At 75.4% G+C, this 14,183-nt stretch carries 12 protein-coding genes; 5 read left to right on the top strand and 7 right to left on the bottom strand.

From position 1 onward, the window contains the following. The first annotated feature begins 51 nt into the window (after positions 1–51). Together ACSTA4_RS05400 and ACSTA4_RS05395 are read left to right on the top strand one after the other, a co-directional pair. A complete protein-coding gene (locus tag ACSTA4_RS05400) occupies positions 52–1,269 on the top strand; it encodes a histidine kinase (protein WP_444962634.1) in 1,218 nt (405 codons plus the stop codon). After that, entirely contained in the window at positions 1,257–1,901 is a 645-nt protein-coding gene (locus ACSTA4_RS05395; protein WP_013151363.1) for a LuxR C-terminal-related transcriptional regulator, read from the top strand. Before ACSTA4_RS05400 ends, ACSTA4_RS05395 begins: the two co-directional genes overlap by 13 nt. A 45-nt stretch (positions 1,902–1,946) precedes the next feature. Here the strand turns inward: ACSTA4_RS05395 and ACSTA4_RS05390 are convergent, their stop codons facing one another. The 4 genes from ACSTA4_RS05390 to ACSTA4_RS05375 all read right to left on the bottom strand — a co-directional run bounded on the left by ACSTA4_RS05390 (position 1,947) and on the right by ACSTA4_RS05375 (position 6,014). Next, positions 1,947–2,834: a bile acid:sodium symporter family protein gene (locus tag ACSTA4_RS05390; protein WP_444962633.1), complete on the bottom strand. Its 888-nt coding sequence runs from the start codon at positions 2,832–2,834 to the stop codon at positions 1,947–1,949. A gap of 275 nt (positions 2,835–3,109) precedes the next feature. Further along, positions 3,110–3,664, bottom strand: a complete 555-nt coding sequence (locus ACSTA4_RS05385) for an ATP-binding protein (RefSeq protein ID WP_212641328.1) — start codon at positions 3,662–3,664, stop codon at positions 3,110–3,112. 215 nt (positions 3,665–3,879) lie between these two features. Then, entirely contained in the window at positions 3,880–5,415 is a 1,536-nt protein-coding gene (locus tag ACSTA4_RS05380; protein ID WP_444962632.1) for a glycerol-3-phosphate dehydrogenase/oxidase, read from the bottom strand. Beyond that, the gene (locus tag ACSTA4_RS05375; protein WP_444962631.1) at positions 5,412–6,014 is read right to left on the bottom strand and encodes a TetR/AcrR family transcriptional regulator; all 603 of its coding nucleotides are present in this window, start codon (positions 6,012–6,014) and stop codon (positions 5,412–5,414) included. Before ACSTA4_RS05375 ends, ACSTA4_RS05380 begins: the two co-directional genes overlap by 4 nt. 17 nt (positions 6,015–6,031) lie before the next feature. Here ACSTA4_RS05375 and ACSTA4_RS05370 point away from each other — a divergent pair, with 17 nt between their 5' ends. Continuing rightward, positions 6,032–7,642, top strand: a complete 1,611-nt coding sequence (locus ACSTA4_RS05370; RefSeq protein ID WP_444962630.1) for an FAD-binding oxidoreductase — start codon at positions 6,032–6,034, stop codon at positions 7,640–7,642. Positions 7,643–7,692: 50 nt separating this feature from the next. Here ACSTA4_RS05370 and ACSTA4_RS05365 read toward each other — a convergent pair whose 3' ends face one another. Next, positions 7,693–8,274: a hypothetical protein gene (locus tag ACSTA4_RS05365; protein ID WP_444962629.1), complete on the bottom strand. Its 582-nt coding sequence runs from the start codon at positions 8,272–8,274 to the stop codon at positions 7,693–7,695. Between the two features lie 611 nt (positions 8,275–8,885). Between ACSTA4_RS05365 and ACSTA4_RS05360 the strand changes: the two genes are divergently transcribed. Together ACSTA4_RS05360 and ACSTA4_RS05355 are read left to right on the top strand one after the other, a co-directional pair. Continuing rightward, on the top strand, positions 8,886–11,438 hold the full coding sequence (locus ACSTA4_RS05360) for an ATP-binding protein (RefSeq protein WP_444962628.1): 2,553 nt from the start codon (positions 8,886–8,888) through the stop codon (positions 11,436–11,438). Continuing rightward, positions 11,419–12,114: a response regulator gene (locus ACSTA4_RS05355; RefSeq protein ID WP_274976413.1), complete on the top strand. Its 696-nt coding sequence runs from the start codon at positions 11,419–11,421 to the stop codon at positions 12,112–12,114. Before ACSTA4_RS05360 ends, ACSTA4_RS05355 begins: the two co-directional genes overlap by 20 nt. A gap of 51 nt (positions 12,115–12,165) precedes the next feature. On the opposite strand, the gene ACSTA4_RS05350 is transcribed toward ACSTA4_RS05355, so the two are convergent. Both ACSTA4_RS05350 and ACSTA4_RS05345 read right to left on the bottom strand, forming a co-directional pair. Beyond that, positions 12,166–13,095: an aminoglycoside phosphotransferase family protein gene (locus ACSTA4_RS05350; RefSeq protein WP_444962627.1), complete on the bottom strand. Its 930-nt coding sequence runs from the start codon at positions 13,093–13,095 to the stop codon at positions 12,166–12,168. A gap of 367 nt (positions 13,096–13,462) precedes the next feature. Next, a complete protein-coding gene (locus ACSTA4_RS05345) occupies positions 13,463–14,140 on the bottom strand; it encodes a sirohydrochlorin chelatase (protein ID WP_444962626.1) in 678 nt (225 codons plus the stop codon). Positions 14,141–14,183: the final 43 nt, after the last annotated feature.

Below are 14,183 nucleotides of genomic sequence, written 5' to 3'. Positions count from 1 at the left end.
CGATGGACCAGACTGTCGTTGGTCGACGGGCGAGACGAAGGGACGGCGGGCATGGGCGCGGTCTGGAGGCGGGCGCTGAGGGCCAGCACGTACCTGCTGGTGGTCCTGGGTTCGGGACTGGTGACGCTGGCGATGCTGCCGCTGACCCTGGCCGTGGCGCTGACCATCCCTCTCGGGGGGCTGGGGTTCGTGCTGCTCCCGCGCTGGGTGGGGCTCCTGGGCCGGTGGGCCTCCTGGCACCAGCGGTGGGCCTCCCGCTTCCTGGGCGTGCCGGTCCCGCGCGTGGGCGGGCGTGAGGCGTCCGGCTTCCGGGAGCTGTGGGGGCGTCCGTCCACCCGCCGCGTCCTGCGGTGGCTGCCCGCGTTCGCGCCCGCCAGCACCGTGCTGGGGCTCGTGGGGCTGCTGGCCCTCGCGATGCCGCTGAGCGCGCCGCAGTACCTGTTCTGGTGGGCGGTCCCGCGAGGGGAGCCGTTGCAGCTCCTGTGGCTCCCCGTGCTGGACTGGGGCACCGCGCTGGTCACCGGGGTCGCCTACGCGGTGATCGGGTGCGCGCTGGGCCTGGGCGCGGCCGTCCCGGCGGCCCGGGCCCACGCCCGCATGACCCTGGCGCTGCTGGCCCCCACGGAGGCGGAGCTGCTGGCGGCCAGGGTGGACGAGCTGAGCCGCACGCGCGCCGACGTGGTGGACGCGCACGGCGCGGAGCTGCGCCGGATCGAGCGCGACCTGCACGACGGCACCCAGGCGCGGCTGGTGGCGATCGCGATGCAGCTGGGCGTGGCGCGGGAGGCGGTGGAGAACCCGGCCGTGGCCGCGCTGCTCCGGAACGCCCACGAGGGCGCCGAGGAGGCTATGGCCGAGCTGCGCGAGGTGATCCAGGGCATCTACCCGCCGATCCTGGCCGACCGGGGCCTGTCCGGGGCGCTGACCGCGCTGGCCGCCCGCACCACCGTCCCCACCCGCCTGGACGTGGGCGAGCTGGGCGCGCTCCCGGTGGCGGTGGAGACCGCGGCCTACTTCGTGGTCACCGAGTCGGTCACCAACGCGGTCAAGCACAGCGGTGCCGGGGAGGTCTCCGTGCGCCTGGAGCGGGCGGGCGGCGTGCTGCGGGTGACGGTGCGCGACGACGGCTCGGGCGGGGTGGACGAGGAGCGCGGCAGCGGGGTGCGGGGACTGCGCCGCCGGGTGGCCGCCCTGGACGGTACGGTACGCGTGGACAGCCCGGCGGGCGGGCCGACCGTGATCGACGTGGAGATGCCGTGCGGATCGTGATCGCCGAGGACAACGTGCTGCTGTCGGCGGGTCTGGAGCTGCTGCTCTCCACCAGGGGCTTCGAGGTGGCCGAGGTGGCGGCGGACGCGGCGGCCTTCGCCGACGCCGTGGACCGCCACCGGCCCGACCTGGCCATCGTGGACGTGCGGCTGCCGCCGAACTTCCGCGACGAGGGCATCCACGCGGCGATCGGGGCCCGCCGCAGGCACGAGGCGCTGCCGGTGCTGGTGCTCTCGCAGTACGTGGAGAGGGACTACGCCGGGGAGCTGCTGGCCGACGGCCGCGGCGGGGTGGGTTACCTGCTCAAGGACCGGGTGGGCCGGGTCAGCGAGTTCGTGGACGCACTGCGGCGGGTGGCCGGGGGCGGCACGGTGATGGACCCGGCGGTGGTGCAGCAGCTGCTGGCCCGCCGGGTCCGCGACCCCCTGGAGTCGCTCACCCGGCGCGAGAACGAGGTCCTGGCGCTGATGGCGGAGGGGCTCGACAACGGGGAGATCGCCGAGCGGATCGTGGTCACCGAGAACGCGGTGCACAAGCACGTCGGCAACATCTTCGCGAAGCTGGGGCTCTCGCCCTCCGACAGCGGGCACCGCCGGGTGCGCGCGGTGCTCGCCTACCTAGACAGCAGGTGAGCGGCCCCGGCCCGGTCCTGTGGTCGGCACCCGGCGGGGAGCGGGTCAGCGGCCGGGCGCCGGGGCCTCCTCACGGGTTCCCCCGCGGGTGACCAGCAGGCCGGTGGCGGCCGCGGTGAAGAACATCAGCACGCCGTACACCGCGGACGGGACGGCGATCTCGGTGCTGCCGAGCAGGGCCGGGCTGAGCGCGATGGCCAGGGACAGCGTGGTGTTGTGCAGGCCGATCTCCATGCAGGAGGCGATCGCCTCGGGGCGGCCGGTGCCCAGGACGCGCGGCGCCCAGTAGCCGATGGTGAGGCTGGCGATGTTGAACAGCAGCACCATCAGCCCCACGGACACGATGTAGTCGCCGATGTTGTCGAGTTCCTGGTAGAGCGCGACGGCGATAACGCCGAACAGCACCGCGACGGAGGCGATCTTGACCGGTCTCTCCATGCGCCGGGCGAAGGACTGCGCCCGCGCCCTGACGAGCATGCCGACCGCGACGGGGACCAGGATGACCGCGAACACCTGGAGGACCTTGCCGACCTGGAGGCCGAGGGTGTCGCCGTCGCCCATGAAGCGGGCGATGGCCAGGTTGGTGATCAGCGGCAGGGTCACCATGGCGGTGAGGGAGTTGAGCGCCGTCAGGGAGATGTTGAGCGCGACGTTGCCGCGGAACAGGTGGCTGTACAGGCTGGCGGTGGTGCCGCCGGGCGAGGCGGCGAGCAGCATCATGCCCACCGCCAGGGCGGGCGGCGGGTCGAAGAGCAGGACGAGGGCGAGGCAGACCAGGGGCAGGACGAGGATCTGGCAGCCCAGGACGAGCGCGACCGTGCCGGGCATCCTGGTCAGACGGACGAAGTCCCCGACGGTCAGGCTCAGGCCGAGGCCGAGCATGATGACGGCGAGTGCCGCCGGGAGCGCGATCGTGGCGATGGTGGAATCCATGGGCGGACACCTCGGGGCGGGCCGCGCGGGGGGCGCGATCGGGCGGTCGGGGGGAGTGGCCGGCCGTCGCGGACCGCGGAGGTGAGGGGGTCGGCCTGAGGCGCCGCGTGCGGTGTCACGGGGCCCGCGGGCCCGTGCGGACCGGGGATCGCGCCGTCCCGTGATCCGCGCCACATGCGGCTACTGGCCAGTATGCTGACACGCCCGCGCCCGGGTGGCAAGAGCGGACGCCCCGTCCGGCTCTCCCCCGCCCCTCTCCCCCCGTCCCGGGGGGCTCAGGCCGCGGGCCAGGAGCTGCCGGTGAGGTCGTAGGCCAGGTGGAACCACACCTTGCGAATGCTGGGGTGGCCGTTGTCGCCCCAGGCGGTGGCGAAGCTGTCGACCAGGGCCAGGCCCCGGCCGTTCTCCGCGGTGAGCCGGTCGCCCTCCAGCGGTCCGGCGCTCAGCGGGCGGTCCTCTCCCGGCTCGGAGCGCGTGGGCCTGCCGTTGTCCCGGCAGACCAGCGTGAGCCCGTTGGGCGCCCGGGTCACCCGCAGCACGAAGGTCTGGCCCTCCTCGCCGGAGCGGCTGTGCCGGATGGCGTTGGTGGCCAGCTCGGTGCCCAGCAGCGAGAAGACGTACCGGTAGTCGCTGTCCCGGGCGGCCGCGCAGGTGTCCAGGAAGGCGCGGGCCAGCGGCACGCTGGCGGGCTCCCCGGGGAACTCCCAGTGGCGTTTGGTGAAGGGGACCGGCGGCCGTCCGCTGAAGTAGTGCCGGTACTCGTCGGGCACACCCGTGAGGACGGTGTCCTCGGCCTTGGCCAGAGCCGGCACGGAGACGAGCGTGGGCATGGGAGGACTCCTTCGGCGGGGCGGTTCAGTGGGCAGGCGAACCGGGGGAAGGGGGCGGCTGCGGGAGCGTTCTGGAACCGCCTTCGGGGGAGGGGCGGCGGGAACGGCTACGACCTTACGCGATCAGAACCCTGTGGGACAGGGGATGCGGGTGTGGTGAGTCCCCGAAATCCCGCGCGTTCTCCGGCCCGTCTCCCCCCGGTCCGGCCCGCCGTTCAGCCCACGGCCCCGAGCGCCTCCTGCGCGGCGGCCTCGGCCGCGGAGCGCTCGGCGGGGACGAGCCCGACCCGAGTGCGGCGGTCCAGCAGGTCAGCGGCGTCCATGGCCCCCTCGTGGCGCACCCCGAAGCGGAGTTCTGCCCCGGTGACGCCGCGGACGAGGGGGGTGAGCAGCTCCGGTGCGGCGTCGGCCTCGGCCAGCACGGCGACCGCCTCGGTGCCGTACCTGGCCACCAGGCGGCGCGGGGCGGCCACGGCGTCCAGTTCCTCGCTCGGGGCGGCGCCGACCAGGGGCAGCGCGCGGGTCCGGCAGGGGCCCGCGGACAGCCCGCGGGAGCGCACGGCGGTGTCGACGGCCTGCTCGGCCATGGCGCGGTAGGTGGTGAGCTTGCCGCCGACCACGGTGACGGTGCCGTTCGGGGCGACCGTGACGGCGTGCTCGCGGGACAGGTCGGCGCTTTCCCCGACCCCGTGCACCAGCGGGCGCAGCCCGGCGAAGGCGCTCAGGACGTCGGCGCGCTCCAGTCGGGTCTCCAGGGCCCGGTTGAACTGGCCCAGCAGGAAGTCCACGTCGCTGTCGGGCACCTCGGGCACGTCCGGCACGGGGCCGTCCAGGGGCTCGTCGGTGAGCCCGGCCAGGACCCGTCCGTCCGGCTGGGGCAGGGCGAACACGAAGCGGCTGGCGCTGCCGTCGATCGGCACGGTGAGCGCGGCCCGGGGGCGGCCCAGGGCGGCGCCGTCGAGCACCAGGTGGCTGCCCCGGCTGGGACTCAGCCGCACGTGGGGGTCGAGCCGGTCGGCGTGGACCCCGGTGGCGTTGACGATCGCGCGCGGGCGCACGGGAACGATCCGGCCCGTCACCCCGTCGCGCAGGACGGCGCCGTCGGCGGCCAGGCTCTCGGCCGAGCAGCGGGTGAGGACCCGGGCGCCCTCGCGGGCGGCGGTGCGGGCCAGGGCCACCACGAGGCGGGCGTCGTCCACGAGCTGGCCGTCGAAGGACACGACGCCGCCGAGGAGCCCCCGCCGCGCGACGCCCGGGAGCAGGCGCAGGGTCTGGCGCGGGCCGACCACGCGGGGCCGGGGCAGCACGCCGCCGGGGGTCCCGGCCATGATCCGCAGCAGGTCGCCGGCGCCCGCCCCGGCGCGGACGAACAGGGCGCGCGCGAGCCCGGTCCCCCGGTGGACGGGGACGACCATGGGCAGGGGCCGCACGAGGTGGGGAGCGGTGACCCGCATGAGGACGTCGCGCTCGCGGGCGCTCTCGTAGGCGATGGCGACCTGTCCCCTGGCCAGGTAGCGCAGGCCGCCGTGGACCAGCTTGGAGCTCCAGCGGCTGGTGCCGAAGGCCAGGTCGTGGCGTTCGACCAGGACGGTGGACAGGCCGCGCGCGGCGGCGTCGAGCGCGACTCCGGCGCCCGTCACTCCCCCGCCGACGACGAGGAGGTCGATCCGGGGGTCGTGCTCCAGCGCGGCGAGGTCGGCCGCGCGCCGGGCGGCGTTGAGGGAGGAGGAGGCGGGAACGGCGGGGTTCATGGGCTCTCCTGGTTCGGCGGGCGGAGGTAGCCGTCCAGGAGGGCGGCGAGCTCGTCGACGAGGCCGGACTCGTCGGTGACGTCGGCGAACAGGCGGCGGGAGGTGACCGTGCCCTGGACCGTGACCAGCACGAGGCGGGCCAGCACCGCGGGGTCTCCCGCGCGCACCGACCCGTCGCGCTGGCCCTCGGCCACGACCGGCTCGACCAGTTCGAGGGCCGCGCGGTGGCTGGTGCCCAGCCGCTGGAACGTGTAGGTGGCCAGGAGTTCGGGCTCGGTGTCCACGATCCGGACGAAGAGCGGGTGGGCGAGCAGCGCGCGGGCGACCCCGGCAGCATGCCGGACCAGCCGGGCGCGCACGTCCTCCCCGGCGGGCCCGCCGGGACCCTCCCCCTGGTCCGCGAGGATGCGCCGCAGCTCCCGGGTGAGCAGGTCGGCCACGAGCGCGGTCGCGTCGGGCCAGCGCCGGTACACGGTGGGGCGGCTCACCCCGGCGCGGCGCGCCACGTCGGTCAGGGTGGTGCGGCGCACCCCGAAGGCCTCGACGCAGGCGCGGGCCGCGTCCAGGATGCGGTCTTCAACGTTACGTATTGACGCCATATGTAAAACTGTAGAGCATGACTGACGACATCTCCCCCGGGGCGGCACCCGAGATGAGCTGGTTCGCGTGGGGCGACCCCGCCCGGGCGCGCGCTCTGGACCCCGGCCTGCGCGACCTGGTCTCCCAGGTGCTGCGGGCCCCTCTGGCGGACCTGTCCCCCGTCCCCGAGGAGCGGGTGGAGCTGCCCCCCTCGCGGCTGGACGAGCGGCCGCGCGGACTGCTCGCCGGTGTGGTCGGGCCCGACCACCTGGACGACGGGGACGCCGCCCGGCTGCGCCACAGCGGCGGCAAGAGCACCCCCGACCTGCTGCTGCGCCGCGCGGGCAGGGCCGACCCCGCGCCGGACGCCGTCCTGTACCCCGCCGACCACGACCAGGTCCGACGCGTCCTGGAGGTGTGCTCGGCCGAGCGCGTGGCCGTGGTGCCCTTCGGCGGCGGCACCAGCGTGGTGGGCGGGGTCGCGCCCCTGCGCGGCGGCCTGCGCGCCGTGGTCAGCCTGGACCTGCGCCGCCTGGACCGGCTGGTGTCGGTGGACACCGAGTCCATGACCGCCGTCCTGGGCGCGGGCGTGCGCACCCCGCGCGCCGAGGCGCTGCTGGCCGAGCACGGGTGCACGCTCGGGCACCTGCCGCAGAGCTACGAGTACGCGAGCGTCGGCGGGTACGCGGCCACCCGTTCCAGCGGGCAGGCCTCCTCCGGGTACGGCCGCTTCGAGGACATGGTGGTCTCGCTGCGCGCGGCCACCCCGCGCGGCACCCTGGACACGGGCGGCCCACCCGCCTCGGCGGCCGGGCCGGACCTGGGCCGCCTGCTGCTGGGTTCGGAGGGGACGCTGGGCGTGATCACCGAGGTGGGGCTGCGGATCCGCCGCCGCCCCGAGCGCGTGCTGGACGAGGCGTGGTCCTTCCCCGACTTCGCGACGGGCGTGGACGCGCTGCGGACCCTGGCCCAGTCCGGGATCCGGCCGACCATGGCGCGGGTCCTGGACGAGGCGGAGACCTTCGTGGGAGCGGCGATGGGAGGGCGCGAGGCCGCGCCCGGCTGCCAGGCGGTCCTGGGCTTCGAGGGCACCGGCGCCGAGGTGGAGGTCCGCGCGGCCGCGGCGCGGGAGGCCATGGCCGGGGCGGGCGGCACCCCGCTGGGCCCCGGGCCGGTGGCGCACTGGCGGGACAACAGGTTCTCCGCGCCCTACCTGCGCGACTCCCTGCTGTCGGCCGGGGTGCTGGCCGAGACCCTGGAGACCGCCGCCCCGTGGAGCGGCCTGCTCCCGCTGTACGCGGCGGTCTCCGGCGCGCTCACCGGGGCGCTGGAGGGCGGGGAGGGCGGCGCCGTGGTGATGTGCCACGTGTCGCACACCTACCCCACGGGCGCCTCGCTGTACTTCACGGTGGTGACGGCGGCCGGGTCCGCGCCGCTGGAGCGCTGGGGACGGGCCAAGCGGGCCGCCTCGGAGGCGATCGCCGCCAACGGCGGGACGATCACCCACCACCACGCGGTGGGGACCGACCATCTGCCGTGGATGGCCGCGGAGATCGGCCCCCTGGGCGGGGAGGTGCTGCGCGCGGTCAAGGCCGCGCTGGACCCGAAGGGGATCCTGAACCCGGGCAAGCTCATCCCCGCCCCCTAGGGCGCCCTGCGGCCGGGACCCGGGGGCGGTCGCCCGCCCCCGGGCGGGCGTCAGGCCCGTTCTCCCTCGCGGGAGAGCTGGCGCTCCACCCGTCCGGCGAAGTCGGCGAGGAAGTCCAGCGCCCCGGCCTCGCCGACGCCGTCGCCGCCGCCGACGGTGTAGGAGACCGAGACCGTCACGTTGACGGTGGCGAAGAACACCGCGCCGTAGGCGTCCGCGTCGCTGTGCTCGTCGCCCTCGACGAGGACCGCGTACCCGGTGTCGCCCGCGGACACGGGACGCCAGTCCAGGACCGCCGCCTCCTCCGCGTGGTGTCCCGCCTCGCGGTCCCGGAGTTCGTCCTCCAGGTCCCCGTGGAGCCTCTCGGCGGTCTCCCCTCCGTCCTCGTAGTCGTAGAGGGAGACGATGACGTGTACGGGGTAGCCGTCGACGTTCCCGACGCTGCAGCTGAGGTAGCCGAGGAGGCCCTCCTCGTCCAGGTACTCCAGTCCGTCCTCCTCGACGGCGGTGTACTCGCCCTCGGCCCGGGGGCTCTCGGTGCCGGGCACGGAGTCCACCAGCTCGGCGGGCAGCAGGCGTCCGCAGCCGGGCAGTTCCGCGTAGGGGCGGCCGTCGGCGATGTTCCACACCACGACGCCGAGGGAGACCGCCAGCAGGACCGCCGCGGCGGCGCCGCCGACGATCAGGCCCCTGCGGGGGCGCCGGGGCGGACCGGGCCGCCCCGGGTGGCCGGGAACCGGCGGCAGCGGCGGCGCGCCCCCGGGTACGCCGTACCCGGGCCGGGCGGGCGGGGCGTGGGAGTGGCCGGGCGCGTGGGGCGGCCGACCGCCCGGCGGCCCCGGGAAGCCCCCCGTGGGCCCCGGGAAGCCCCCCGTGGGCCCCGGATCCGGCTGCGGCTGCCCGGGAGGGCCCGGCCGGGGCCGCGGTCCCGGAGGGGGCTGTCCCGGCTGTCCGGGGAAGGGCTCCCCGCCGGGGGGACCGGGGAACGAACCGTCGTCGGGGGGATAGGTCATCGGCTCCGCGGCGTCGGCCCGTCCGGCGGACGGACGCCGCGCCTCCTCACCAATGCTCGTCGGCCGCGCGCGGCGGCCGGGCACCGCCCCGCCCGCGGGGGGCGCCCGGGCGGGTGCGTCGGGATGTCACCCCCAGTATCGCCAACCGGGGCCGCCGCGTCATGCCCGAGGCCGCAACCGGCCCGCCCCGTGGCCCGAACCGACCGAGGCGGCCCTCCCCTGCCCCGACAATGGATGCCGTGGCACGAGGAAAGCTCCGCATCTACCTGGGATCGGCCCCCGGCGTCGGCACCACGCACAACGCCCTGACCGAGGCCCGCCGCCGGGCCGAGCGCGGCACCGACGTCGTGGTCGCCGCCGCCCACACCCACCGCCGGGCCCGGACCTCCGCGCTCCTGGAGGGCCTGGAGCGGGTTCCACCGCTGCCGTCCGGTTCGGTGGACACCGCGGCCGTGATCGCGCGTGCTCCGCGGACGGCGCTGGTCGACGACCTCGCCCGCGCCAACCCGCCCGGCTCGCCCAACCCCACCCGCTGGCAGGACGTGGAGGAGCTGCTGGAGGCGGGCGTCGACGTGCTGTCCACCGTGGGCATCCACCACCTGGAGTCCCTCAACGACGTGGTCCACCAGATCACCGGCGTGCGCCCCCGGCAGACCGTCCCCGACCACGTGGTGCGCCGCGCCGCGGAGGTCGAACTCGTGGACGTCACCCCCCAGGAGCTGCGCCGCAGGATGGCGCGCGGCGACATCCACCCGGCCGAGAGCGTGGACGCGGCCCTGGCCGACTACTACCGGGAGGGCAACCTGGCGGCGCTGCGCGAGCTGGCGCTGCTGTGGACCGCGGACCGGGTGGAGGAGAGCCTGGCCCGCTACCGCGGCGAGCACGAGATCCGGCGGACCTGGGAGGCACGGGAGCGGGTCGTGGTGGCGCTCACCGGCGGCCCCGAGGGCGAGACGCTGATCCGGCGGGCCGCCCGCGTGGCCGACCGTTCGCGGGGCGGGCACCCCCAGCCCAGCCACCTGCTGGCGGTGCACGTGGTGCCGCCCAACGGCATGGCGCAGGCGCCCACCGACGACCTGCTGCGGCAGCGCAGACTGCTCGTGGAGCTGGGCGGCACCTACCACCAGGTGGTCGGCAACGACGTTCCTACCGGGCTGCTGGAGTTCGCGCGGGGCGTGCAGGCCACCCAGATCGTGCTGGGCTCCTCGCGCCGCCGCACCTGGCAGTACGTGTTCGGCCCCGGGGTCGGGGCGATCGTGGCGCGCGACTCCGGGGACATCGACGTGCACATCGTCACCCACGAGCGGGTGGGCAGCGGCCGGTGGCCGCTGCCGCCGCCCGGCCGGGGGCTGGGCGAGCACCGCCGGGTGACCGGCTGGTCATTGGCGCTACTGGCGCCCACCCTGCTGTCGCTGGTGATGGCGCTGCCCCTGTTCGAGGACGTGGGCGCGGCCTCGGACGCGATGCTCCTGCTGCTGGCCACCGTGGCCACCGCGGCGGTGGGCGGCCTGCGCCCCGCCCTGGTGTCGGCGCTGTGGAGCGCGGTGCTGCTCACCGTGCTGCTGTCCCCGCTGCACGGGCGCCCTCCGGTGTCGCTGGACAACATACTGGCGCTGACCGCGTTCGCCCTGGTGGGGGCACTGGTGGCGATCGTGGTGGAGATGGCGGCGCGCCGGTCGGCGCAGGCCGCGCGCGCCCGGGCCGAGGCCGACGCGGTGACGCTGCTGGCCAGCAGCGTCCTGGCGGGCAAGGAGCCCCTCCAGGCCCTGCTGCGGCGGATCCGGGAGACCTTCGGGCAGCGGTCGGCGACCCTGTTGGAGCGGCTGGACGACGAGCGCTGGCGGGCGGCGCACAGCGTCGGCGCCCCGGCGTGCGAGTCCCCCGAGGAGTCCGACGTCCTGGTCTCGATCTCCGACAACCTGGCGCTGGCGCTGCGCGGCCGGGTGCTGCCCGCCGCCGACCGGGGCGTGCTGCGGGCCTTCGCCGCGCACATCGGCATCGCCCTGGAGCACCAGAGGCTGGAGTGGGACGCGGCCGAGGCGCGCGGCCAGGTGGCGGGCAACCGCATCCGCACGGCGCTGCTGGCCGCGGTCTCGCACGACCTGCGCACCCCGCTGACCTCGATCAAGGCGAGCCTGTCGAGCCTGCGCGCCACCGACATCACCCTCACCGAGGAGGACCGCGAGGACCTGCTGGAGACGGTGGAGGAGTCCACCGACCGGCTCAACCGGCTGATCGACAACCTGCTGGACATGAGCCGGGTGCACACCGACAACGTGCGCCCCAAACTCCGCGCGGTGGGTCTGGAGGAGGTCGTGCCCGTCACCCTGCTGGGCCTGCCGCACGAGGCGGTCGTGGTGGACGTGCCCGACCGCCTGCCCCGCGTCCGCGCCGACGCCGGGCTGCTGGAGCGGGCGGTGGCCAACGTGATCTCCAACGCGGTCCGGTACAACCCGGACCCGCGCCTGCCGGTGCTGGTCTCAGCGAGCGCGCACGGTGACAGTGTCCAGCTGCGCGTGGTGGACCGCGGACCCGGGGTCTCCGACGAGGGCAAACAGCGCATGTTCGAGGCCTTCCAGCGCCTGGGCGACGCCCCCCAGGGCACGGGGGTGGGTCTGGGCCTGGCGGTCGCGCGTGGTTTCGTTGAGGCGATGCACGGCAGGCTCGACCCCGAGGACACGCCCGGTGGCGGCCTGACCATGGTGTTCACGCTCCGTGCTGTGGAGAAGAGCGAGACGGACACCGGAGACGGGGAGGGGACCGATGCGGGTCCTGGTCGTTGACGACGACATGCAGATCATCCGGGCCATGCGGATCAACCTGCGGGCGCGCGGGCACGACGTGGACACCGCGGCCGACGGGGCGTCCGCGCTGCGGCTGGCCGCGGACAACCACCCCGACGTGGTCCTGCTCGACCTGGGGCTGCCCGACATGGAGGGCATGGAGGTCATACAGCGGCTGCGCGGGTGGTCGCAGGTACCGATCATCGTGCTGTCGGCGCGGCACTCGGCCGGGGAGAAGGTGCGCTGCCTGGACTCGGGCGCCGACGACTACGTCACCAAGCCGTTCGGGATGGACGAGCTGCTCGCCCGCATGCGCGCGGCGGAGCGGCGGTCGTTGCGCGTGGACGAGGCCCCGGTGGTGCGCACGCCCTCCTTCACCGTGGACCTGGGCGCCAAGCGGGTGCTGCGGGAGGGCGAGGAGGTCCGGCTCACCCCGACGGAGTGGCACATCCTGGAGATCCTGGCCCGGCACGCGGGCCAGCTGGTCAGCCAGCGCCAGCTCCTGCACGACGTGTGGGGCCCGGCCTACCAGAGCGAGACCAACTACCTGCGGGTGTACATGGCGCAGTTGCGCCGCAAGCTGGAGCCCGACCCGGCGTGCCCGCGTTACCTGATCACGGAGGCGGGCCGGGGCTACCGCTTCGAGAGGGCCGGCTCGGCCCAGCCGGGGGGCTGAACCCGTCGGCGCGTGCCGGGACGGTCGGCCGCAGGGGCCGTCCGGCACGGGTTACAGGACGAAGGCCTCCCCCTCCGAGAGCTCGATGAGCATGTCGAACTCGTCGGTGCCGCCGTGGCCGCGGTTGGCCTTGGCCACCGCCAGGCAGGGTGCGAACGCGCGCGCCCACGCCATCATCCGGTCGCCGTCCACGCCCAGGACACCGGAGAGCACGTCCACGCGCTGCACCACCTCCGGCAGGCTGGTGGCCTTCCACAGGGCCCAGTCCACGGCGTCGACCGCGGCGTCGCCCAGGCAGGCGCGCGGGTCGACGGCCACCAGGCCGCGCCGGCCGCCGTCGATGACGTTGCCCGGGTGCAGGTCGCCGTGGACGGGCACGACGTCCACCGTGCCGTTGGCCAGGTCGCGGGCCCGGCAGAAGCCCTGGTGCATGGCGGACGCGGACACCACCTCGGCGGCGGGCCCCTCGGCGCGCTCGCGGTTCCACAGGTCGAAGATGAACTGCACCCGCGAGGTCAGCGGGCGCAGTTCGAGCAGTTCGCGCCGGGGCACCTCGACGGAGTGCAGCTGGGAGACGAGCGCGCCGACGGTCTCCATCGGCGGCACCCTCCCGCCCTCCACGACGGTGTCGCCGTCGATCCACTCCATGAGGATGGCCCCGCGGGCGTTGTCGACCTCCCACACCCGGGGCACGCGCCCGGAGGTCTCCCACATCCGCAGCACCCGTGCCTCGGACGCGGCCAGGCCGCTGTCCGGGGAGAGCTTGAGGACCGCGCGGTCGCCGTCCGGGCGCACGACGCAGACCACGACGGAGGTCCGGCCGTGGGGGGCCGGACCCTCGACGGTCAGCCCCCACTCGGAGGCGAGCCCGGAGACGATCCCCGGGAGTTCGGTCAGCCATTCGCCGACGTGGCTGCCGAAGCGCCGTTCCAGACGCCGACGCTGCCGGTCATCGACGAACTGCGCTGTGACGTCGTTCATACATCCACCTTAGGTTCGCTCGCGTCGATGACGGTTCGGGGCGGGCCCCTCACGGGTCGGCGGAACCGCGGAGCGCACGGTCCGCGGCGCGTCGGCTCTGTTCGGGTCCCGGACCGGTCGCGGGGGAACCTCCGCGCCGACGGGTGGAGAAGGGGGCCGCCGGAGGAGTCGCGTCCGGTCGCTGCCGCGCCGTACGGGAGGCGGCGCGGTACGGATGCCGTGTTTGTGGGTGCGGGGAGTTCCCGCCTGTTTGCCCCCTACCCATCCGCGCGCTCCCGGTAACGGCGCCGCGGCGCCCCGAACCCCTCCGATCACCCGCGTGGTGGACGGTGTCACCCCCGGTGTCGGCTCGTCGGGAACCGCGGTCTCAGGCCAGGCGCCCCCTGACCGCCCGGTGCTGGGCGAGGAGGGTGTCCACGACCAGCTCGGAGGGCCACAGGGGCTCGGTGATCGCGGTGACGTCCAGGCCGCGCAGCAGGTCGAAGTCGGGTCCGTCCACGAGTCTCCACGCGGCGACGGCGACGTTGTCCTGGCCGTGGCGGCGCAGCCGGTCGACGGCGTCGACCACCGAGGGCGCCCAGGTGCGCAGGTAGCCCACCTGGACCGGGGAGTCGAGGCGGCGGCTGAGCATGCGCGCCACGTCCATGACGACCTGGCGCTCCTCGGTACCGGTGGTGCCGTCGGCGGCCAGGACCACGCCGTCGGACGAGCCCCAGCCGGAGTCGGCCAGCCGCCCGGCCAGGTCGGCCACGATCGACGGGACCGCTCCCAGGGGCGGGGTCTGGCAGGCGTCGCTCGTACGGCCGAGGCCGAGCCGGGTGAGCAGGTGGGAGCTGGCGACGTCGCCGCCCGCGACGAAGGCGGGGACGACCACCTTGGGCCCCCGGACGGAGTGGACGGTGGCGGCGACGTCGTCGGGGTTGCCGAAGGCCGGAGTCACCGGCACCTCTCCCCTGCTCGCCACCGCTTCGGCCAGGCCCCACAGGGCGTCCCGGCGGTGGGTGTCACGTGAGTCGTCGGCTACGAGGACCATCGTCGGGACCATGCGCGTCTCCTTCGGTACATCTGCGGGGGGAACTGCCCTTGCC

The sequence above is a fragment of the Nocardiopsis sp. M1B1 genome, assembly GCF_052466615.1.
Note: the sequence above shows the minus strand (reverse complement) of the source record. Positions and strands in the feature narration are given on the sequence as shown.